This window comes from Silanimonas sp. (assembly GCF_027531545.1).
Lineage (GTDB): Bacteria > Pseudomonadota > Gammaproteobacteria > Xanthomonadales > Xanthomonadaceae > Silanimonas.
The window spans coordinates 247,319-268,758 of record NZ_JAPZSC010000006.1 but is presented as its reverse complement, the minus strand read 5'-3'; the positions used below and the strand labels follow the sequence as shown (position 1 = coordinate 268,758).

Here is a 21,440-nt window from a genome sequence, read left to right as displayed (position 1 = left end):
GATGGCGCGAGTCCGCCGGTGGGAGGTCTGGGTCGCGGCGTCGGCAGGCCTCGCCATCGCGGGGGCCTTGGCGGCGCCCGTCGGCATGGGCCTGCACTACGTGTTCAAGCCGATCACGACCCTCTTGCTGGTCGCGCTCGCCTGGCGGTCGATGGACCCGCTGGGGCTCCGGGCCGGCGTGGTCGTTGGCCCATTGCTCTCGCTGTTGGGGGACGTCCTGCTGATGCTGCCCTTGGCGACCTTCGTGGCTGGCCTCGGCGCCTTCCTGCTGGCGCACCTTGCCTACATCGCCGCGTTCTTCCGCCAGGCCCGGCCGCAGTCCGTCGCGCTCGCATGGCTAGGCTATGGCCTGCTCGCGGCAGGCGTGCTGGCGCTGCTGCTGCCCCACGTCCCCGCGGCGATGCAGGGCCCGGTGATCGGATATGTGGTCGTGCTGACCGGCATGGCGTCGTTCGCGTTCGGTGCCCGGGCGACGGCGGGGCCCCGCTTGGCCATCGGTGGCGCGCTGTTCGTGCTCAGCGACGGGCTGTTGGCGTGGGACCGATTCGCTTCACCCTTGCCGCTGGCACCGCTCTGGGTGCTGTCGAGCTACTGGGCGGCCCAGTGGTGCATTGCCCGTTCGGTGGCGCCAGAGGGGCGCCATGGCTGAGGCCATCATGTTCTGGGCCATTCCGGCCTTCTTCCTGCTGATCGGCATCGAACTGGTGGCCGCCCGCGTGATGGGACGCGCCGTTTACCGCGCCAACGACGCCATCGCCAGCCTGTCGCTCGGCGTGATGTCGCAGGTGGCCGGTGTGTTCACCAAGGCGCTCACCATCGGCATCTACGCCGTGGCCGTGGAGCACGTCGCGCTGTTCGAACTCTCCGCCACCAGCCCGTGGGTGTGGATCGCCGGTCTGGTGCTCTACGACTTCTGCTACTACTGGCTGCACCGTGCCGGCCACGAAGTGAACCTGCTCTGGGCCGCGCACGTGGTGCACCACCAGAGCGAGCGTTACAACCTCACCACCGCGCTCCGGCAGACCAGCAGCGGGGCCTTGTTCGGCTGGGTGTTCTACCTGCCCATGGCCGTGCTCGGGTTTCCGCTCGAGGTATTCGCGGTGGTGGCGGTGATCGACCTGCTGTACCAGTTTTGGATCCACACGGAGCTGGTGCCGAAGCTGGGCTGGTTCGACCGCGTCTTCGCCTCGCCCTCGAACCACCGCGCCCACCACGCGGTGAACGAACGTTACCTCGACAGAACTACGGCGGCCTGTTCATCCTGTGGGATCGGCTGTTTGGCACTTTCGTCGAGGAGGACGATTCCGATCCCGTGGTCTACGGCACGCGCGCGCCGCTGCGCAGCTTCAATCCGCTCTGGGCCAACCTCGAGGTGTACGCCGCCCTCTGGCGCGACACCTGGCGGACGGCCCGATGGCGCGACCGGTTGCGGCTCTGGTTCGGCAAGCCGGGTTGGCGTCCTGCCGACCTGGTGCATATCGATCCGAAGCCGGCCTTCGACATTAGCCGGCCCGAATTCGATCCGCCGGCGACGCGCGCATTGACGGCCTACGTGCTGGTGAACTTCGCGCTGCTGTTGGTACCGGCGGTGCATTTCCTGGTGAGCGCCGGAGCGATGCCGGCGTGGCAATCCGGCGGCTACGCCTTGGGCCTCGTGGCGAGCCTCGTGGTGCTCGGGGCATTGATGGAGGGGCGGCGCGGTTCGAAGGCTCTCGAAGTGACGAGGTGGATTGTGATCGCGTCGGCTTTGGCGGTGACGGCCAGCAGTGAGGCGATGGCGTCCGGAGCGGTGCGACGCGAGTGCATACCAGGTCAGGCGCGCGACTCTGACGTTGTCGATCTCCAGTCCCGAGACCTACGTGCCGACCTGCGGAGGTACCTCGCCGAGAACGCGCCTACATCGAGCGACGCCATTGCAGCGTTCGGTGCGCCACACATTCCGCAGCCTGCCAGTCCCACCGACCGTCGTTAGACCTGGGTGTATGGAAAGTCCCGTGGGGGCGACATCTGTACCGGCAATGGCGTATGGCGAGAGGATGCCAAGCTGGTGACGTATGTCATCGTCGATCTGTCGTGGCATGCGGGACGGATCGACGCTTGCACGACGACCAAACGGACGTTCATCACACGCCAACCGCGACCGGATCCGTTCGGTCCCGGGGCTGTTGATGATGTTCGGCGGACCTGCGCCCAGTTCCTTAAGCATTGAGGATGCGTCTGGTGTTGTGGTGATGCGACACCGCTTTCGGAGCCTTGCATGCATGCGCCCCTCCGCCTCCTCCCCATCGCCGGCAGCCTCCGTCGCGAATCCTTCAACCGGAAGCTCCTGAAAACCCTGAAGGCGCGGCTCGCGGCCTCGCTGGGCTCAGGCCGAAAGCGCCGCCAGCAGCGATTGCCCAGCTTCCCGATAGCGGCGCAGGCGCGTCTTCTGCCCCGGCTGTGGTTCTCGCAGCAACTGCCAAGCCGTGTGCGGGAGTTCGGCGCGGGCGATGTCGTGGGGCGTGAGGTTCTTGCCGTCGATGTGCGGGCGGAAGCGCAGGTCGACCGCTTCGAAGCAGTGCTGCACCATCGCCGAGCAGTAAAGCGCACCTTCCGAGGCGAGCAGGTTGCGGCGTTTGCGCAGCGAGGACGACGGCAGCGCGAACAGCGTGCCGAGGATCTCCTTCAGCGAGTAGTGCGAGGCCCCGGCGACGAGGTCCAGGGCCTGGCACAACACGCGTCGAGTGCCGTCGGCGTCGAGACCGAAATCCAGTACCGCGAGGTTCGGGAAGGCCTCGTCGTCGAAGTAACGGTCGAGGCGATTCTCCTGCACTCCGAGGCGGAGGTTCCGCGAACGCAGGTCGAGGTCGGATTCGATCACCCAGTGATGGCCGTCGGCGCGCTCTCCGGTGAAGAGGAACGCGTGCGACCACGGGCTGCGATGGCCGTCCTCGGTGACGAAACCCTGTGCGCGCCGGATCGCCATGGTGACGGCGTCGGAGCCGCCGCAGAGCCCGATGCGGCCGGGAGCGGCGTAGCGGGAAAGGAACTCGGCATTGCCGAGGCCGTCGAGACGGATGACGTGGGGGGCGGTGTCGTGCATGGGGCGCCAGCTTAGCCGCGGGGGGCATCGATCGCAGCCACATGCTCGAGGTGGTGGAGCAGCAGGGCGGCGAGGCTCGCGAGGTCCTGCGCGTTGTGCTCGCCAACGCGACGGAGCAGGGCGGCACTGCCGCCGCGCAGGAAGGCCAGCCACGCGGCGGGGGCTTCGCTGCCCGGCAGGTCGTGGTTACGCACGATGCCCAGCACCTGCCGCTCGACCGTGGCGAGGCGACAGTCCGGCAGGTGGTCTCGCCATCGTCGGCGAGTCGGATGCAGGAGGTCCAAATGCGGGCGGTCGCGCAGCGGATCGCGCAAACGCGCCAGCGTGAGTCGGGTGCTGAGCAGGGGCCGGTCGTAGCTGCGGCCGTTGTAGCTCACGAGCAGGGCATCGTCGTCGAGGCTGGGCAGCGCGGCCTCGAGCATCGCGGCTTCCGCGGCCATCGTCGCGGTCGTGAACTGGGTGATCGTCAGGCCATCCGGGCCGAAACGCGCCACGCCCACCATGAAGGCCCGTGTGCCGCTACCCCCAGCCAGCCCGGTGGTTTCCGTGTCGAAGAACCACAGCCGCTCGCGCGCAATCGGAGTGTCGAAATCCGGAGGCGCAGGGCGGCGGCGCCCTGCCCGGGCCGGGCGTGCGAGGGCGGACAGGTCGAGCAGCGCCGGGGCGACGAGCGACGGGCGATGTTCGGTGTGGCGCCACAGGCCCGGGGCGATTTCCTCGCCCGGCAGATGGCGATCGATGGGGCCGGTGCCGATCGCGGGCGTCGCCTTGCGTGGTCCGCGTTCGCGGAGGCGGCGCAGCATCTCGAACACGTCCTGACCGTCGTCGATTGCCGTCGTCGTCGCCCCCGCCGGGGGCGCGGGCAGGGGCCTTGCCTTGGGGGGCGGGCACCGTTGCTGCCGCAGCCACTCGAGGGCCGCGCTCATACGGCCTCGAACAGGGTGAGCAGGCGCTGTGCGGCGCGCTTCGGTGTTTCCGCCTCGTCCTTCACCGGCGCGGCGACGGGCCCGACGCAGGCCGGGCAACCGCGCGTGCAGGGGCAGGCCGCCACGAGGCCACGGGCGCGCTTCACCAGCTCGGCACGACGTTCGTACAGCGGCTGCGACAGCCCGATGCCACCCGGATAGGCGTCGTAGAGGTAGAGCGCCGGATGGAATCGGCCGTCGGGATGCGCGTCATCGACGCACTTCTGCAGGTCGCGTCCTTCGGCCATCACCGCCAGCTGCGCGACGCAGTGCAGGGCGTTGCCCGCACCGTGGAGGGCGGCGAGGGCCTGCTCGCGTGTTGGCCACGCTGCCTCGAGGACGGCCGGCGGCAATTGCCACCAGGTGGCGGTGGTCTGCAGTTCCTGGTCCGGCAACTGCACCGGGCCGTAGCCGATGTTCTCGTGCGTGTGGAATCGGATCTTCTTGTAGCCGGACACGCGGCGCACCACGTGGACCTCGCCCGTTTCGCACTGGCCGGCGCCGAGCGGCGAGGCGTCGAAGCGCTCCAGAACCTTGAGCTTGGTGTGGTCGATGGCGTCGGTGTAGTAGTCGACGAAGGTGCGGCGCACATAGGCCTTGCGGCCCGGCCAGTCGAGACGCTCCACCTGGTAGGGCACCGACTGCACCATGTGGATGGCGCCTTCGTACAAGGTGAGCGCCGCGGCGGTGTAGTCGACCTCGGCGATGATGGTCTGGCGGCCGTCCGTGCGATCCACGACGACGAAGTTGCCGTCCGCGACGGCGCGCAGGTTCACCGCATTGGCCGGGTAGCTGTCGGCGATCCACTCCCAGCGTTCGCCTTCCCGGTGCACGACGGCGTCCTCGGCGAGCAGGTCGAGGAAGCCGTCGACTTCGACCGGCCCGAAACGCTCGCCAGCGCTGAAGGGCAGTTCGAAGGCCGCGCAGCGCACGTGGTCGAGCAGCACCAGCGGCTGGTCGGCGTGCAGGCGCGCGTGTTCGGGGTTGGCGCCGAAGAAGTATTCCGGGTGCTGCACAACGTACTGGTCGATCGCTTCGCTGCTGGCTACCAGCACGCCCACCGAGGCCTGCTGGCGCCGACCGGCACGACCGAAGCGCTGCCACGTCGCCGCTACCGAACCGGGCCAGCCGTTCAACACCACGACGTCGAGCGCGCCGATGTCGACGCCGAGCTCCAGCGCCGAGGTGCTGACGATGCCGTCGACCTTCCCGGCGCGCATGGCCACCTCCGTCTCACGCCGCTCGTTGGGCAGGTAGCCACCGCGATACGCGCGGATCCTCGCCGGGCCGCGGGGTTCGCGGTCGAAGACTTCCTTGAGGTACTTGGTGATGACTTCGACCTGGGTGCGCGATCCGCAGAACACCAGCGTCTTGAGCGCCGCCTTGATGGCGATGCGGGCGATGCGCACCGACTGCGAGCGCGCCGAGGCCCGCAGGCCGAGATCCGGATTCACCACCGGCGGGTTCCAGAGCAGCAGGAACTTCTCGCCGGTGGGTGCGCCACTTTCCGTGATGGCGTGGACCGGCGCTTCGATGAGCGCTTCGGCGTGCTCCACGGCATTGCCGATGGTCGCCGAGCAGAGGATGAACTGCGGATCGCTGCCGTAGAACGTGCACAAGCGCTTCAGCCGGCGGATCACGTTGGCGACATGGCTGCCGAAGACGCCGCGGTAGCCATGGATCTCGTCGATCACCACGTAGCGGAGGTTCTCGAACAGGGCGGCCCATTTGGTGTGGTGCGGCAGGATGCCTTGGTGGAGCATGTCGGGGTTGGTGACCACCACGTCGCCGCCGGCGCGGATGGCCTGCCGCGCATCGCCGGGGGTGTCGCCGTCGAACGTGGCGGCACGGACACCGAGCTGCCCGGCCGTCGAGAGCTCGATCAGTTCCGCCACCTGGTCCTGCGCCAGTGCCTTGGTCGGGAACAGGAACAGCGCCTTGCCGCCGTGGCGCGCCGCGGCAAGCGCGGGCAGCAGGTAGCACAGCGATTTCCCGGAGGCGGTCGGCGTGGCGAGGAGCAGGTTCTCGCCGTCCTGTGCCGCCCGCCAGGCCTCGGCTTGGTGGCGGTAGAGGCGGGTGACGCCGCGGGCGCGCAGCGCGTCGGCCAGTCCGGTGGGCAAGTCCGGCGGAAACTCGACGTAGTCGCCCTCTCGGGCGGGCAAGCGGCGCAGTGCGGTGATGCGATCGGCGTACTTGCGGCCGAGGCGCTGCACCCACTGAGCGCCGTTCACACCCGCAACCGAAAGGGAGGTGTGTCGCGGTTCCGGCGAGAGCACCTTCTCGTCGGGCTGGCCGGTCGGGGATTCGGGGCGGACGACAGCGTTCATAGGGGCACCGGTCGGGAGGACCCTGTTTTCGCCCCGGCCCGTCTCACGGTTTGCGACGCCTCGAAATGCGACGGGGCCCGAAGGCCCCGTCTTGGGTGGCACGCGGCGGCGGCTCGTCAGCCTTCGTTGTCGCTCTCCGCCGCGGTTCCGGGCTTGCCGTCGGCGAGGAAGCCGCGGTTGCGCAGCAGCGGCTCGACCACCGGCTCGCGGCCGCGGAATGCCACGTAGGCGGCCATCGGATCACGCAGGTTGCCGGCCGAGAACACGTACTTCTCCAGCCGTGCCGCGACCTCCGGGTTGAAGAGGTCGCCTGTCTCCGAAAACGCGTCGAAGCCGTCCGAGTCCAGCACCTCCGACCACAGGTAGCTGTAGTAGCCGGCCGAATAGCCGCCCGCGAAGATGTGGGCGAAGTGCGGGCTGCGATGACGCATCGGGATTTCCGGGATGGCGCCGATGCGCGCCAGCGACTGCTTCTCGAACTCGGCGACGTCGATCCCCTTCGCGGCATCGGCGGTCAACGCGTGGAAGTCCATGTCCACGAAGCCCGAGGACAGGAACTCGACCGTCGCGAAGCCCTGGTTGAACTGGCGCGACGCGATCAGCCGCTGCTGCAGCTCCACCGGCATCGAGGCGCCCGTGGTCTTGTGCGTGGCGAACTTGTTCAGGAAGTGCGGCGTCAGCACATAGTGCTCGAGGATCTGCGCCGGGAACTCGACGAAGTCTCGCGAGACCGCCGTGCCCGCGAGGCTCGGATAGTTCACGTTGGACATCAGTCCATGCAGGCCATGGCCCATCTCGTGGAACAGGGTGATGGCGTCGTCCAGCGAGACGGTGGCGATCTCGCCTTCCGGCGGCGCCGGGATGTTCATCACGTTGACGATGTGCGGGGTGACCGCTCCGTCGAACCTTTCCTGCGCGCGGTAGCTGCTCATCCACGCGCCGCCCGACTTGCCCTGTCGGGCGAAGTAGTCGCCGTAGAACAGGCCGACGTGCTGGCCGTCGCGGCCGGTCACTTCCCAGACGCGGACGGTCGGGTGGTAGACCGGGAGGTCCTTGCGCTCCTTGAACTCGAGGCCGAACAGGCGCTTGGCGAGGTAGAACTGCGCGGCGATGAACTGGTCAAGCTGGAAGTAGGGGCGGATCTCGTCCTGCGAGATGTTGAAGCGCTCCTTGCGGACCTTCTCGGCGTAGTAGCGCCAGTCCCAGCCCTGCAGGGCAGAGTCGCCACCCTCGCGGGCGATCAGCGCCTGCATGTCAGCGCGCTCTTCCTTCGCGCGCGCCAGCGCCGGCTCCCACACGCGGCGCATCAGCTCCAGCGCCGCCTCGGGGGTCTTGGCCATGGTGTCGTCGAGGGTGAACTCGGCATGCGAGCCATAGCCCATGATCTCGGCGCGCTCGGCGCGCAAGGCCACGATCTCGGCGATCAACGCCTTGTTGTCCTCGGCGTCACCGTTGTCGCCGCGAAGGATCCATGCTCTCCAGGCCTGCTCGCGCAGGGCGCGGTCCTCGGCGAAGGTCAGGAAGGGCTCGACGCTGGGGCGCTGCAGCGTGATCGCGAATTTGCCCTCCTGGCCGCGGGCCTTGGCCTCTGCGGCGGCGGCGGCCTTGAGAGGCGCCGGCAAGCCCGCCATCTGCGCCTCGTCGAGGAACAGCGCCCACTCGTCGGTGTCCTTCATGAGGTTCTGCTGGAACGTCGACGAGAGCGACGCCATGCGTTCGCCGATCGCCGCCACGCGGCCACGCTGCGCTTCCGTCAATGCAGCGCCAGCGCGTTGGAACTGCAGGTGATGGCGCTCGACCAGGCGGATCTGTTCGGCATCGAGTCCAGCGTTGGCGCGGTTGGCGTACACCGCCTTGACTCGGGCGAAGAGCGCCGGATTGAGCAGGATGGCGTTCTGGTGCGCAGCGATCCGCGGCGCCATCTGGGTCTGGATGGCTCGAATTGCGTCATTGCTGTTGGCCGACGTCATGTTGAAGAAGACAGCGCCCACGCGGTCGAGGTCGCGGCCGGCGCGCTCCATCGCCGCAATGGTGTTGCCGAAGTCGGGCGCGTCGGGGTTCTTGGCGATCGCCTCGATTTCCACGAGGTGCGCCGCCATGCCGGCCTCGAACGCCGGCACGAAATGCTCCGGGCGGATGCGGTCGAAAGGCACCGCGCCGAAGGGCGTCGCCCATTCGGCCTGCAGGAAGGGGTTGGCCTGCAGGTCGGCGGCCGCGGGGGCGGTGTCGCTGGCCTCCACCGGCGCGCTGGCCGGCAGGGAAAACAGCAGGGCGGCCGCGAGTGCGGCGGCGAGGGTCGTCTTGGTCATGGACGGCATCAGGGTTGGTGTAAGGCCGCAAAAGTGCGACTGCGAATTCGTAGCACTTGCATCGCCTTCAACGCGTGAGCATCCCGTGGACCAACCCCGTGCAGCCCCCGCCGGGCGTGAGTCCGGTCGAGAATCCGCACCCCGTAAGGTTGAGCCCGCCCTTCGTTTGACGTGGATCAGGTGGGCCCACCGCCCGGCGGGCTGTACTGGTCCCACACACTCTGGGCGGGGGGCGGTCATGAGCGCACTCGAGACGGCGAGCGAGGCGAAGGCTCCGCTCACGCGGGAGGCCCTCAAGGACCGCCCGGTCACGGGGGTGGAGGCCGAGTTCCGCGACGGCGAGACCATCGTCTCGTCCACGGATCCGCAAGGCCGCATCACCTACGTCAACGGCTACTTCATGGAGATCAGCGGCTACGCGGAGGCCGAACTGCTCGGCCAGCCGCACCGCATCATCCGGCACCCGGACATGCCCGCCGCCGCGTTCGCCGACATGTGGGCCACCCTGAAGAAGGGCCGCCCCTGGATCGGGCTCGTGAAGAACCGCTGCAAGAACGGCGACCATTATTGGGTGGAGGCGAACGTCGCCCCGATCTATGCCGCAAGCGGCGAGCTCGAGGGCTACGTGTCGGTTCGGCGGAAACCCAGCCGGGGGAGGATCGACGAGGCCGAACGCCTGTACCGCGACATCCGCGAAGGCCGCCTCGCCCGCTTCGAGATCGAGAACGGCGTGGTCCACCCGCCGAGCCTGGCGCGAACGCTCAACCCGCTGTGGCGTCTCACGCTGACCTTCCGCCTGTTCCTGCTGTCGCTGTTCGGCATCGGCCTCGCAGCCTGTCTGCTGTGGCTGCAATCCCGTGGCGTCGGACGGGGCCTGCTCGTGGGCGGGCTCGCCGCCGGCGCGGCCTTCGCGACCTATTCGGCCTGGTGGCTCGCGCGCGACGTGGTCGGACGCTTGGACCGTGCCAAGGCACTGTTCCGGGAAATCGCGGCCGAGAAGCACGACGGCTTCGTCGACATCGCGCGGGCGGATGAGGTCGGTGCCGTGCTGCTCGGCCTCAAGTCGCTGCAGGTGCGGTTGGAATTCAGCACGCAACGCCTGCGTCGCGAGGCCGCGGCGTCGGCGCGCATCAACCAGGCCTTGGACATGGCCGAGACCAACATCATGGTCGCGGACCGGCGCTTCGACATCGTGTTCGCGAACCGCGCCGTGCTCGAGACCTTCCGACGCCACCAGGCCCGGATTGCGACGGCCATCCCCGGGTTCCGCGCGGACTCCATCGTCGGTTCGTCCATCGACCGCTTCCATCGCGATCCCAGCCGGCAGCGCGCCATGCTCGCGGGCTTGAAGGCTCCGCACCATGGCCGGGTCGTGATCGCCGGCCTGAGCTTCGACCTCGTGGTAACGCCGGCCTTCGGCTACGCCGGGATGCTCATCGGCTACGTCGTGGAGTGGAAGGACCGCACCCTCGAGCTCGCGATCGAACGCGAAGTGCAGGAGGTCGTAGACGCCGCCAGCCGTGGCGAGCTCGGCCATCGCATCGATCTCGAAAGCAAGACCGGTTACGTGCGGCAGCTGGGCGAGGGCATCAACCGGGTTCTGGACGTCTTCGAAGACATCACCGCGAACCTCCAGGGCTTCATGGCCTCGCTGGCGCAGGGCGACCTGCGCGTGCGCATGGCGCAGCGCTACGCCGGGGCCTTCGGCCAGATGGCGGCGGACGCCAACCGCACCGTCGAGGAGCTCGCGGACATCGTCGGCCGCATCCAGCAGGCGGTCGCTGTCTTCCGAACGGTGTCGTCGGAACTCGCCGCCGGGAACGCCGACCTGCAGGAGCGCACCGAGCAGCAGGCGGCCAGCCTCGAGGAGACGGCGTCCTCGATGGAGGAACTGACCGCCACCGTGCAGCAGAACGCGGAGAACGCGCGCACGGCGCGCAGGCTCTCGGAGGGCGTGGGACGCATCGCGAACGAGGGTGGCCTGGTCGCGGACGACGCCGTTCGGGCGATGGGCGAGGTGGCCGAAGCGTCGGCCAAGATCGAGGACATCATCACCGTCATCGACGGCATCGCCTTCCAGACCAACATTCTTGCGCTGAACGCCGCGGTGGAAGCGGCGAGGGCGGGCGAGCAAGGGCGCGGCTTCGCCGTGGTCGCCGCGGAAGTGCGCGCGCTGGCGCAGCGGAGTGCGGCGTCGGCCAAGGAGATCAAGACCCTGATCGGCGACTCGGCGGAGGCGGTACGGTCCGGTTCCGGCAAGGTGCGCCAAGCCGGTGAGTCGATCCGTTCGCTGGTCGCCGAGGTGGAAAAGATGGGCCAGCTCGTCGCCGAGATCAGTGCCGCCAGCGAGGAGCAAGCGCAGGGCATCGGCACCGTCAACCAGACGATCAGCCAGCTCGACACCGCCACCCAGCAGAACGCCGCACTGGTCGAGGAGGCCAGCGCCTCGGCACGCGCACTCGAAGAGCAGAGCACCCAGCTCGCCGGCGCGGCCGGCAGCTTCCGCCTGCCGTGATTCGACGACTCGGGCTTATTCCGGGTCGTAGTCGAGGTTCGGCGCCAGCCAGCGTTCCGCCTGCTCAAGCGGAATGCCCTTGCGCTTCGCGTAGTCGGCCACCTGCTCGCGTGAGAGGCGGCCGACCACGAAGTACTGGCTGTCTGGGTGGCTGAAGTACAGGCCGCTCACCGCCGAGGCCGGGTACATGGCGAAGTTCTCCGTGAGCGAGAGCCCGATGCGCGCTTCCGCCTGCAGCAGGTCGAAGATCGTCCGCTTCTCACTGTGCTCTGGACAGGCGGGGTAGCCCGGCGCCGGACGGATGCCGCGATAGTCCTCGCGGATGAGGGCTTCGTTGTCGAACGGCTCGTCTTTGGCGTAGCCCCAAAGGCGCGTGCGCACTTCGCGATGCAGCCATTCGGCGCAGGCTTCGGCGAAGCGGTCGGCCAAGGCCTTCAGCAGGATGGCGTTGTAGTCGTCGTTCGCGGCCTCGAAACGCGCCACGTGCGGATCGATCCCGATGCCGGCGTTGACGGCGAAGGCGCCCACCCAATCGCTGTGGCCCGCCGGCGCGATGAAATCCGCGAGCGCGAGGTTGGGCCGCGTGTCGGGCTTGTCGGCCTGCTGCCGCAGGGTGTGCAGGGTGGCGAGCCGATGGACCGGGCGCGCCGGGTCGAACACGGTGATGTCGTCGCCCTGTTGGGCCGCCGGCCACAGCCCGACGACGGCCTTGGCGGTCAGCCATTTCTCCGCGATGAGCTGGTCGAGCATGGCCTGGGCGTCGCGCCACAGTTCACGGGCTTGGGCGCCGACCACCGCGTCGTCGAGGATCTGCGGGTAGCGGCCCGCCAACTCCCAGGTCTGGAAGAAGGGCGTCCAATCGATGACGGAGCGCAGGGCCTCGAGGGGAACGTCTTCGAACACGGTGACGCCCGGTGCCTGCGGCTGCGGCGGCGCGTAGGCCGACCAGTCCGGCGCGAAGCGCTTGGCACGAGCGCGCTCCAGCGGCATCAGCGGCTTGGCGTCGCCGCGATTGGCGTGACGGCGGCGAACCTCGTCGTAGTCGGCCACGATGCCCGCCATGAAGGGCTCGCGCAGGTCCTTCGACAGCAGGCTCTGGGCCACGCCCACGGCGCGCGAAGCGTCCTTCACCCACACCACCGGCTCGGCGTAGTGCGGATCGATCTTCAGCGCCGTATGTGCGCGGCTGGTGGTGGCGCCACCGATCATCAGCGGCACGTTGAAGCCCTGTCGCTTCATCTCCTTGGCGACGTGGCTCATCTCCTCCAGCGAGGGCGTGATCAACCCGGATAGGCCAATCAGGTCGACATTCTCTTCCTTCGCGCGATCTAGGATCGTCTGCGCCGGCACCATCACGCCGAGGTCGATCACGTCGAAGTTGTTGCAGCCGAGCACCACGCCGACGATGTTCTTGCCGATGTCGTGCACGTCGCCCTTCACCGTGGCCATGAGGATCTTGCCGCGCTGCTTGGCGTCGCCGCCCGCCGCGGCCTTCTCGGCTTCGAGGTAGGGCAGCAGCACGGCGACGGCCTTCTTCATCACCCGGGCCGACTTCACCACCTGCGGCAGGAACATCTTGCCGACGCCGAACAGGTCGCCCACCACGTTCATTCCGGCCATCAGCGGGCCTTCGATCACGTCGAGCGGGCGGCCGAGCGCCTGCCGCGCCTCCTCGGTGTCGCCTTCGATGAAGGCATCGATACCGTGGACGAGCGCGTGCTTGAGGCGCTCCACCACCGGCAACTCGCGCCACGCGGCGTCCTCGACCTTCACCTCGCCCTTCTTGCCCTTGTAGCGGTCGGCGATCGCGAGCAGGCGCTCGGTGGCGTCGGGGCGGCGATTCAGGACGACATCCTCGACGCGCTCGCGCAGTTCGGCGTCGAGGTCGTCGACCAGCGCCAACGCGCCGGCGTTGACGATGCCGAAATCCATGCCCGCCTGGATGGCGTGGTAGAGGAACACGGCGTGGATGGCCTCGCGCACGGCGTTGTTGCCGCGGAACGCGAAGCTGACGTTGGAGACACCGCCCGACACATGCGCGAGCGGGAAGCGCGCCTTCAGCTCGCGCGCTGCGTCGATGAAGGCCACGGCATAGCCGTCGTGCTCTTCGATGCCGGTGGCGATGGCGAAGATGTTGGGGTCGAAGACGATGTCTTCGGGTGCGATGCCGGCGCGCTCCGTCAGCAGGGCATAGGCCCGCGAACAGATCTCGACCTTGCGCTCGAAGCTGTCGGCCTGGCCCTGCTCGTCGAAGGCCATCACCACCACGGCGGCGCCATAGCGACGCAGCAGCTCGGCCTGGCGAAGGAACTCGGCTTCGCCTTCCTTCAGCGAGATGGAGTTGACGATGGGCTTGCCTTGGACGTTCTTCAGGCCCTCTTCGATGACGCTCCACTTCGAGGAGTCGATCATCACCGGCACCTTGGCGATGTCCGGCTCGCCGGCGATCAGGCGGAGGAAACGCCCCATCGCGGCCTCGGCATCGAGCATGCCCTCGTCCATGTTGATGTCGATGATCTGCGCGCCGTTGTCCACCTGCTGGCGCGCGACCACGAGGGCCTCATCAAAGCGGCCTTCGAGGATCAGCTTCTTGAACTGGGCCGAGCCGGTGACGTTGGTGCGCTCGCCCACGTTGACGAAGTTGCTCTCCGGCGTGATCACCGAGGGCTCCAGCCCCGCCAGGCGCATGTGGGCACTGAGCGTGGGCAGGGCGCGCGGCGGCAGGCCGGCGACTGCCTTCGCGATGGCGGCGATGTGGTCGGGCGTCGTGCCGCAGCAGCCGCCGACGACATTCAGCAGTCCCGCTTCGGCGAACTCGCGAAGCACGCCCGAGGTCTCGGACGGCTGTTCGTCGTAGCCGCCGAAGGCGTTCGGAAGGCCAGCGTTCGGGTGGCAGCTGATCGCGCATTCGGCGACCGAGGAGAGCACGTCGATGTGCGCACGCAGGTCGCGAGCGCCGAGGGCGCAGTTCAATCCAATAGACAGCGGCTGGGCGTGGCGCAGCGAGTACCAGAAGGCTTCCGCCGTCTGGCCCGAGAGCGTGCGGCCGGAGCGGTCGGTGATCGTTCCGGAGATCATCACCGGCCAGCGGGCGCCATGCTCGGCGAACATCGTCTCCAGCGCGAACAGCGCGGCCTTCGCGTTCAAGGTGTCGAAGATGGTTTCCACCATCAGCACATCGGCGCCGCCTTCAGCCAGCGACTCCGCCGCCTCGCGGTACTGCGCCACGAGGGTGTCGAAATCGATGTTGCGGAAGGCCGGGTCGTTGACGTCCGGTGAGATCGATGCCGTGCGCGGGGTCGGGCCCAGCACGCCCACCACGAAGCGCGGCTTCGCAGGATCGCGGGTTTCGAACTCGGTGCAGACGGCCTTGGCGAGCTTGGCCGCCTCGCGGTTCAGTTCGGGCACGAGGTGCTCGAGCTGGTAGTCGCCCTGCGCGACCCGCGTGCCGTTGAAGGTGTTGGTTTCGATGAGGTCGGCGCCGGCCTCGAGGTAGGCGCGGTGGATGCCGGCGATGATGTCCGGGCGGGTGAGAACCAGCAGGTCGTTGTTGCCCTTGAGGTCGCTGCCGCAGCCGCAACCTTCGCCATGCACGTGGTCGGGCGCCAGGGGCGCGCGCTCGTGGCCGGACGGGATGTCGTTCGCCTTCGGCGAGAACTGCAGGCCATCGAAGCCCTGCTTGAAGCGTTCGCCGCGGTAGTCGGCCTCGGTGAGCTGGTGCTTCTGCACCATCGTGCCCATGGCGCCATCGAGCACGAGGATCCGCGATGCCATGGCGTCCAGCAGCTGCTGGGCGCGAGCTGGGTGTTTCCAGGGGAGCCGGTTCATGCGCGCTTGCGCTCCGTCGACGAGCCCGGCTTGTGTGCGATCAGGCTGATCACCTCGAAGTGCGGCGGGCGCTTCTCCTTCGCCACCACCTCGCAGACGCGCACCTCGAGGCCGGCCTTCTCCGCCAGCTTGCGCAGCTCCTTCTCCGTGAAGCCGAGATTGAGGTGGCCGTAGGGCTCGACCACGGCTTTGTGCTCGTGCTTCGCCAGGCAGGTGGCGAGCAGGCGCCCGCCGGGGCGCAGCGCCCGCGCGGCTTCTGCAAGCGCCTTCGCAGGCTTTTCGGCGTAGGTGAGGGCATGCATGAGAAGCACCAGGTCGAAGGCCGAGTCCGGGCACTCGATGGCGTGCATGTCGCCTTCGCGCAACTCGACGTGGGCGTATCGCGACAGGCGCTCACGGGCGGCGGCGATCACCTTGGGGCTGGCGTCGATGCAGAGGTAGCGGCGTGAATGCGGTGCCAGCATCTCGGCCATCAGCCCGTCGCCGGAAGCGATGTCCAACACGTCGACGGGTTCGAGCAAGGGCAGGGCGCTGCGGGCCAGCGCCTCCCAAGTGCGGCCCGGCGAGTAGTGCCGTTCCATGTCGCCGGCCACGGAATCCGCCCAGTTCTGGTCGGAGGCACGGGCTGCCAGGACGGTGGGAAGCCGTTCGGCGTCCTGCCGCAGCAGCGGATCGTTCGCACCGTCGCGCAGCGTGCGCCACAGCGCGGCCTCGGCGGGTTCGATCGCGTCGTTGAAGCGGTAGTAGGCCGAAACCCCGGAGCGCCGGTCGACGACCAGGGCGGCTTCGCGCAGCTTGGCGAGGTGGGTCGAGACACGGGGCTGCGCGAGGTGGGTGATGGTCGCCAGCTCGGCGACGGTCAGCTCTTCACGCTCGACGAGGGCCAGCAGGCGCACGCGGGTGGGGTCGGCCAGCACCTTTAGGCAGTCCGACCAGGCTTGCAGGTCCATATCTATCTTTGTATCCGAATTCAGCGATGAACTAGTCTGGAGGCCGCTCCCGGCCCGGTCAAGGCGCGTCTTCACCCCGACACCATGCCGTGGGGTATGGATGAACGGTTACACTCGCGACTTTCCGTTTGCCGATCGGGGTGTGCTGTGGATTTCGGATTCACTGAAGAGCAGTTGATGATCCAGGACGTGGCCCGTCGCATCGCGCAGGAGAAGATCGCGCCGAGCGCCGAGCACCACGACCAGACGGGAGAATTCCCGCTCGAGAACATCCGCATCCTCGGCGAGAACGGCCTGATGGGCATCGAGGTCCCGACCGAATACGGCGGCGCCGGCATGGACCCGATCAGCTACGTGCTGGCGATGATCGAGATCGCCGCCGCCGACTGCGCTCACAGCACCATCGTGTCGGTGAACAACTCGCTGTTCTGCAACGGCATCCTGAAGTTCGGCACCGAAGCGCAGAAGCAGCTGTACGTCCGCGCGATCGCCGAAGGGCGCGAAATCGGCGCCTTCGCCCTGACCGAGCCGCAGTCCGGCTCCGACGCCACGGCCATGCGCTGCCGCGCCGTGAAGCAGGCCGATGGCACCTATGTCATCAACGGCAAGAAGAGCTGGATCACCTCCGGACCGGTCGCGAAGTACATCATCCTGTTCGCGATGACCGACGCGTCGAAGGGCGCCAAGGGCATCACCGCCTTCATGGTCGACACCGCCAAGCCGGGCTTCTTCCGTGGCAAGACCGAGCCGAAGCTGGGGATCCGCGCTTCGGCCACCTGCGAAATCGAGTTCCAGGATTACGTGGCCAGCGCCGATGAAGTCGTCGGCGTCGAAGGCGAGGGCTTCAAGATCGCGATGGGCGTGCTGGATGCGGGCCGCATCGGCATCGCCTCGCAGGCTGTCGGCCTCGCCCGCGCCGCCTACGAGGCCAGCGTGGCCTACGTGAAGGAGCGCAAGAGCTTCGGCCAGGCCATCGGCAGCTTCCAGATGATCCAGGCCAAGATCGCCGACATGAAGTGCAAGCTCGATGCCGCGCAGATCCTGACGCTGCGCGCGGCGTGGGCCAAGGCGCAGACCGACAAGAACGGTGGCCGCTTCAGCACCGAGGCCTCGGTGGCCAAGCTCACGGCCTCCGAAGCGGCGATGTGGATCACCCACGCCGCGGTCCAGATCCACGGCGGTATGGGTTACTCGAAGGAAATGCCGCTGGAGCGCTATTTCCGCGATGCCAAGATCACCGAGATCTACGAGGGCACCAGCGAGATCCAGCGTCTCGTCATTGCGCGCAACGAAACCGGCCTGCGTTGAGGCCTGACGGCGTCGGCTCCGCACGGATGGACGCCGACGTTCTCGTTGTCGGCACCGGCCTTGCCGGTGCCGCCGCAGCCCGTGCGTTGGCCGAGGCCGGTTGGCGAGTTCGCGCTCTGGACAAAGGGCGCGGTCCCGGCGGTCGCCTGAGCACTCGGCGCAAGCAAGCCGGCGGCTTCGACCACGGCGCGGCGACACTGCAGGCGAACACGCCGGCGTTCGCCGGATGGCTCGCGGAAGAGATAGTCGCCGGACGTGCGGCCCCTTGGGGCGAGGGCTACGTGGGCGTGCCGGGCATGAACGGCCTCGTGGCGGGTCTTCTCGACGGGCTCGACGTGCACTGGTCGGTGGCCGTCGCCACCCTGCATCGCGAGGCCGGGTCATGGCGGGCCTTGGATGCCGAGGGTCGCGTGGTCGGCGCGGCACCGGCGCTGGTCCTTGCTGTTCCCGCGCCGCAGGCTTGGGCCCTACTCAGGGCTAGCGCGCTAGCCGACGACGTCGTTCCGCCTCGGACGCTCGATGCCCTTGCCGGCATCCGCTATGCGCCTTGCTGGGCCGTCTTGCTTGAGTCCGAGCCTTCCGCCGAATGCGGCCCGCCGGACTCCGGTGCCGGAGATGGCGTTGACGCGATCTATCGCGAAGCCGACAAGCCCGGTCGGCCGAACGCCGGGCATTGGGTCCTGCATGCGACCAACGCGTGGAGCGAGGCGAACCTGGAGGCCGATGCCGGGACCGTTGCCCTACGTCTGCGGGATGCCTTCATCGCCCGGACGGGCATCGGCCCAGAGGCTATTCGCGACGTGTCCGCGCATCGCTGGCGCTACTCGCGGCCGCTCGGGATTCTCGATCCGGTGCCGTTGGAGTCGGCGGGACTCGTGCTCGCCGGCGATGCCTTCGGCCCGCCCCCATTGACGGATGTGCCGCCTGCCGAGCGGGCCTGGTTGTCCGGTCGCGCGGCAGCGGGCCGGCTGATCGCCGCGCGTCAGCCGAAGTCGTAATTCATCGTGGGACCCGCGGCGGCGAGGAAGTCGCCCTCCACGTAGTCCACGCCGATACCGAACAGCACCGTCATGCTCGCAGCATCCTGCACGTAGTGCACCACGCAGGTCTTGCCGAGGCCACGGGCCTTCTCGGCGAATTCGCGCACCTTCGCCTGGTTGTCGCTGTTCTTGGAAAGCTCGGTGATGTAGCTGCGGTCGATCTTCACCACGTCAGCATCGATGTGCTGGAGCAGCTGGAACGAGTTCAGGCCGGTGCCGAAATGCTCCAGCGCCAGGCGGACACCGGCGGCGTGGAGGGGCTGGGCGAAGGCCTGGATCGCCTTCAGGTGGGTGAAGACCGCGGGTTCGTGCAACTGCAGCACCAGCAGTTCGCCGGGGATACGCGCCGCCTTCACCGCCTCGACGATCTCCTCGCCCAGCCGATCGCTCGCCGAGATGCTCTCCGGGCCGAGCTTCACGTAGAGCGTGGTCTCTTTCCGAGCCGCCCTGCGTTCCGCGATGACTGCGATGGCACGGCGGATCACCCAGCGATCGATCTCGGGGCCGAGGCCCTGTTCGAGGGCGAGTGGCAGGAAGGTGGTCGGGCCGATGATCTCGCCGCCATTGCCCTTGAGGCGCAGGTAGGCCTCGTAGGTTTCGCCGGGCTCGCCGTTGAGGCTGATGATCGGCTGGTAGTGCAGGGTGAAGCCGTCGTTGTCGAGGGCGTCACGGAGGCGCTGCACCCACGCCTGGATGCGCTCTTCCTCGGCGCGGTCGCGGGCCGCCGGATCGTGGATCTCGACGCGATCGCCGCCCACGCCCATGGCCGACTGCAGGCTGGTTTCCGCGCGGCTGAGGACGGGGCCGATCTGCGCGTTGCGCTCGCCGATCTGCACGCCGCCCACGCTGACCGTCAGGGTCAGCGAACGGTCGCCTACTTCGAGGATCTTTCCTTGGAACGCGGCGCGGATCTTCTCGGCGCGAACCAGGCTGGCCTTGTGGTCATGGAGGCGGCAGATCACCGCGAAACGGTGGTCGGAAAGGCGTCCGGCCAGCGTGGTGTCGTCAAGTGCCGTGCCGAGACGGGCGCAGAACGCCTTCAGTAGTTCGTCGGCCTGGGCCATGCCGATCGTGCCGACGAGCGTCTCGTAGTTGTCCGGTTCCACCAGCAGCAAGGCCTGGTGGTGTCGCCCGCCGGCCGCCGCGGCGACGGTGCTCTCGAGCTCGCCCATGAAGTACGCGCGGTTGGCGAGTCCGGTGAGCGAATCGCGCAGGCGCAGGGCTTCGAGTTCGGCCGCCATCGAGGCATCGACGAGTTGCGGACGGAAGACGATCTGCAGGCAGGGCTCGCCCTCGTAGCTTGCCGGCGTGAACTCCATCAGGGCGTCGAACTCGTCGCCGTTCGCGTCGATGGCCTGCAGTTGCAGCTGCTTCGGCGGGGCCTCGCCCTTCGAGATGCGCTTCAGCAGGTCCTTGAACCCACCCGCATTCGAGGGCGCGATCAGATCGAGGACGGACAGGCCCTCGATGTCTTCGTAGGTCTCGTAGCCGAACATCTCGAGGTAGGCCTCGTTGGCCCGGATGTGCATGCCTTCGTGGATGTAGGCGATCGGGTCGCGCGAGGAGTTGATCAGGGCGTCGCAGCGGCGCTCGGTCTCGCGCAGCTGGGCCTCGAGGACGCGGACGGCGCGGCGGGTCTTCACGAATTCCGCCTCGGCGCGGACGATGGTCTGCGCTTGTGCCGGCTGGTGGCGATAGACGACGTCGCGGGCCCCGAGCTTCAGGGCTTCGAGCACGTTGGACTCGTTCAGCGCTTCGAGCACCGCGAGCACCGGCAGGTCCTTGCCGCTCGCTTCCACTTCCCGGACGACGGTCTCGAAGGGGATGGAGGTCGCCGTGAGGGTGGCCACGACCAGGTCGAGGCTCTGGGTCGACAGGAGCTTGCGCAGTTCCTCGAGGTTGTCGGGGCGCTGCGGACGAACGGCCATGCCGCCATTGCGGAGCATGCTGGTGAGCTGCTCGGCATCCTCCAGCCGGTCATCGACCAGTAGGAGGCGCAGGACGGCGTCGTTCGTGGGCATTCGGGCTCCGGGAGTCGCAGCGGTTTCGCGTCGCAGTATACGGACAGCGCCGCGCTTGGTAGCCCCTCGGAGGGCGTCAGGCCGCCGTCTTGCCGGGTTCGCCCGGGATCTCGCGGACGAGGCGCGGCACGAGGTAGCCGGGTAGGCGCGCATGGATGGCGTCGCGCAAGGTCAGCGCTTCGGCCTCCGGAACCTCGAAGTGCGCCGTGCCCCGCACGCGGTCAAGCAGATGCAAGTAGTAGGGCAGCACGCCGGACGCGAACAACGCTTCGGAGAGGGCCACCAACGCATCGGCGTCGTCGTTGACCCCACGCATGAGCACCGCCTGGTTCAACAGGTGGACCCCGCGCTGTCGGAGCGCTCCGCAGGCTTCGCGGACGGCGGTGTCGATCTCGTGCGCATGGTTCGCGTGCACCACCATGACGGTCGGCCAGGGCAGGGCGCCGATCCAGTCGAGGAACTCGGCGTCGATGCGCTCGGGAAGCACGATCGGCAGGCGGGTGTGGAGGCGCAGCCGCGTGATCTGGGGCAGGGCGCGCAACGCGTCGGTGAGCTCAGCCAGCTTCGAGGTCGACAGGCTCAGCGGGTCGCCGCCGGAGAGGATGACCTCGTGGATCGATGGATCGGCGCGCAGGTAATCCACGGCCGAGCCCCAGCCGCCGGACGCGGCCGTCTCCTCGGCGTAAGGGAAGTGCCGGCGGAAGCAGTAGCGGCAGTGGATCGCGCAACTGCCGGTGGCGATCAGCAGCGCCCGGCCGTCGTACTTGTGGATCACCCCCGTCCCGCCCTTCGCCGCGCCGTCGCCGACGGCATCGAGGCTGAAGCCGGGGACCAGGCGGTCCTCGTCGTCCAGCGGCAGGACCTGACGGAGCAGGGGGTCGTTCGCATCGCCACGGCGCATCCGGGCCGCGTAGCCGCGCGGAACCCGCAGCGGGAACTGGGCCTGCGCCGAGGCCGAGACGCGCGCCGCCAGGCCCGGCAGGCCGAGGCCTTCCAGCAGTTCGACGGGGTCGCGAAGGGCGTCACGCCACAGGGCCTGCCAACGGGCCGGCTGCCGGGCGGCGGCGGGAACGGGTATCATCACCGGCTGCATTC

General features: G+C 68.4%; 14 protein-coding genes. 6 read left to right on the top strand and 8 right to left on the bottom strand.

Annotated features, from left to right (window positions below):
• Position 1 precedes the first annotated feature (1 nt).
• From O9280_RS05505 to O9280_RS17485, 3 genes are read left to right on the top strand one after another with little or no spacing between them, the layout of a single operon-like run.
• Positions 2–649: a lysoplasmalogenase gene (locus O9280_RS05505; RefSeq protein WP_298339865.1), complete on the top strand. Its 648-nt coding sequence runs from the start codon at positions 2–4 to the stop codon at positions 647–649.
• Positions 642–1,544, top strand: coding sequence for a sterol desaturase family protein (locus O9280_RS05500; RefSeq protein ID WP_343228730.1), 903 nt, complete (start codon positions 642–644; stop codon positions 1,542–1,544). Before O9280_RS05505 ends, O9280_RS05500 begins: the two co-directional genes overlap by 8 nt.
• Positions 1,472–1,972: a hypothetical protein gene (locus O9280_RS17485; RefSeq protein WP_343228729.1), complete on the top strand. Its 501-nt coding sequence runs from the start codon at positions 1,472–1,474 to the stop codon at positions 1,970–1,972. Before O9280_RS05500 ends, O9280_RS17485 begins: the two co-directional genes overlap by 73 nt.
• A gap of 393 nt (positions 1,973–2,365) precedes the next feature.
• On the opposite strand, the gene O9280_RS05495 is transcribed toward O9280_RS17485, so the two are convergent.
• The 4 genes from O9280_RS05495 to O9280_RS05480 form a co-directional block, all read right to left on the bottom strand.
• On the bottom strand, positions 2,366–3,082 hold the full coding sequence (locus tag O9280_RS05495; RefSeq protein WP_298339863.1) for a hypothetical protein: 717 nt from the start codon (positions 3,080–3,082) through the stop codon (positions 2,366–2,368).
• Between the two features lie 11 nt (positions 3,083–3,093).
• Positions 3,094–3,885, bottom strand: a complete 792-nt coding sequence (locus tag O9280_RS05490) for a ribonuclease H-like domain-containing protein (protein ID WP_298339860.1) — start codon at positions 3,883–3,885, stop codon at positions 3,094–3,096.
• A 119-nt stretch (positions 3,886–4,004) separates the two neighbouring features.
• Positions 4,005–6,278 (bottom strand): DEAD/DEAH box helicase, encoded by a 2,274-nt coding sequence (locus O9280_RS05485; RefSeq protein WP_298340612.1) that lies wholly within the window; start codon positions 6,276–6,278, stop codon positions 4,005–4,007.
• A 212-nt stretch (positions 6,279–6,490) separates the two neighbouring features.
• Positions 6,491–8,683 (bottom strand): M3 family metallopeptidase, encoded by a 2,193-nt coding sequence (locus O9280_RS05480; RefSeq protein WP_298339857.1) that lies wholly within the window; start codon positions 8,681–8,683, stop codon positions 6,491–6,493.
• A 238-nt stretch (positions 8,684–8,921) separates the two neighbouring features.
• Here O9280_RS05480 and O9280_RS05475 point away from each other — a divergent pair, with 238 nt between their 5' ends.
• A complete protein-coding gene (locus tag O9280_RS05475; protein WP_298339855.1) occupies positions 8,922–11,198 on the top strand; it encodes a PAS domain-containing methyl-accepting chemotaxis protein in 2,277 nt (758 codons plus the stop codon).
• A gap of 15 nt (positions 11,199–11,213) precedes the next feature.
• Here the strand turns inward: O9280_RS05475 and metH are convergent, their stop codons facing one another.
• Together metH and O9280_RS05465 are read right to left on the bottom strand one after the other, a co-directional pair.
• On the bottom strand, positions 11,214–15,026 hold the full coding sequence (gene metH / locus O9280_RS05470) for a methionine synthase (protein WP_298339852.1): 3,813 nt from the start codon (positions 15,024–15,026) through the stop codon (positions 11,214–11,216).
• Positions 15,023–15,976, bottom strand: a complete 954-nt coding sequence (locus O9280_RS05465) for a metalloregulator ArsR/SmtB family transcription factor (protein WP_298339849.1) — start codon at positions 15,974–15,976, stop codon at positions 15,023–15,025. Before O9280_RS05465 ends, metH begins: the two co-directional genes overlap by 4 nt.
• A 96-nt stretch (positions 15,977–16,072) precedes the next feature.
• Here O9280_RS05465 and O9280_RS05460 point away from each other — a divergent pair, with 96 nt between their 5' ends.
• Together O9280_RS05460 and O9280_RS05455 are read left to right on the top strand one after the other, a co-directional pair.
• The gene (locus O9280_RS05460) at positions 16,073–17,284 is read left to right on the top strand and encodes an acyl-CoA dehydrogenase family protein (protein ID WP_343228728.1); all 1,212 of its coding nucleotides are present in this window, start codon (positions 16,073–16,075) and stop codon (positions 17,282–17,284) included.
• 26 nt (positions 17,285–17,310) lie between these two features.
• Positions 17,311–18,282 carry an NAD(P)-binding protein gene (locus tag O9280_RS05455; RefSeq protein WP_298339843.1) on the top strand — a complete coding sequence of 324 codons (972 nt, stop codon included), beginning with the start codon at positions 17,311–17,313 and terminating at the stop codon, positions 18,280–18,282.
• On the opposite strand, the gene O9280_RS05450 is transcribed toward O9280_RS05455, so the two are convergent.
• Both O9280_RS05450 and epmB read right to left on the bottom strand, forming a co-directional pair.
• Positions 18,267–20,345 carry an EAL domain-containing protein gene (locus tag O9280_RS05450; RefSeq protein WP_298339841.1) on the bottom strand — a complete coding sequence of 693 codons (2,079 nt, stop codon included), beginning with the start codon at positions 20,343–20,345 and terminating at the stop codon, positions 18,267–18,269. The genes O9280_RS05455 and O9280_RS05450 overlap by 16 nt on opposite strands.
• A 76-nt stretch (positions 20,346–20,421) precedes the next feature.
• Entirely contained in the window at positions 20,422–21,438 is a 1,017-nt protein-coding gene (epmB, locus tag O9280_RS05445) for an EF-P beta-lysylation protein EpmB (RefSeq protein ID WP_298339838.1), read from the bottom strand.
• Positions 21,439–21,440: the final 2 nt, after the last annotated feature.

What these genes read in the sequence shown, in the direction of transcription:
- O9280_RS05455 (WP_298339843.1), top strand. Translation starts at nt 17,311, where the DNA reads ATGGACGCCGACGTTCTCGTTGTCGGCACCGGCCTTGCCGGTGCCGCC.
- epmB (WP_298339838.1), bottom strand. Translation starts at nt 21,438, where the DNA reads ATGCAGCCGGTGATGATACCCGTTCCCGCCGCCGCCCGGCAGCCGGCC.
- O9280_RS05500 (WP_343228730.1), top strand. Translation starts at nt 642, where the DNA reads ATGGCTGAGGCCATCATGTTCTGGGCCATTCCGGCCTTCTTCCTGCTG.
- O9280_RS05460 (WP_343228728.1), top strand. Translation starts at nt 16,073, where the DNA reads ATGGATGAACGGTTACACTCGCGACTTTCCGTTTGCCGATCGGGGTGT.
- O9280_RS05505 (WP_298339865.1), top strand. Translation starts at nt 2, where the DNA reads ATGGCGCGAGTCCGCCGGTGGGAGGTCTGGGTCGCGGCGTCGGCAGGC.
- metH (WP_298339852.1), bottom strand. Translation starts at nt 15,026, where the DNA reads ATGAACCGGCTCCCCTGGAAACACCCAGCTCGCGCCCAGCAGCTGCTG.
- O9280_RS05490 (WP_298339860.1), bottom strand. Translation starts at nt 3,885, where the DNA reads ATGCTGCGCCGCCTCCGCGAACGCGGACCACGCAAGGCGACGCCCGCG.
- O9280_RS05450 (WP_298339841.1), bottom strand. Translation starts at nt 20,345, where the DNA reads ATGCCCACGAACGACGCCGTCCTGCGCCTCCTACTGGTCGATGACCGG.
- O9280_RS05480 (WP_298339857.1), bottom strand. Translation starts at nt 8,683, where the DNA reads ATGACCAAGACGACCCTCGCCGCCGCACTCGCGGCCGCCCTGCTGTTT.
- O9280_RS05465 (WP_298339849.1), bottom strand. Translation starts at nt 15,976, where the DNA reads ATGGACCTGCAAGCCTGGTCGGACTGCCTAAAGGTGCTGGCCGACCCC.
- O9280_RS05475 (WP_298339855.1), top strand. Translation starts at nt 8,922, where the DNA reads ATGAGCGCACTCGAGACGGCGAGCGAGGCGAAGGCTCCGCTCACGCGG.
- O9280_RS05495 (WP_298339863.1), bottom strand. Translation starts at nt 3,082, where the DNA reads ATGCACGACACCGCCCCCCACGTCATCCGTCTCGACGGCCTCGGCAAT.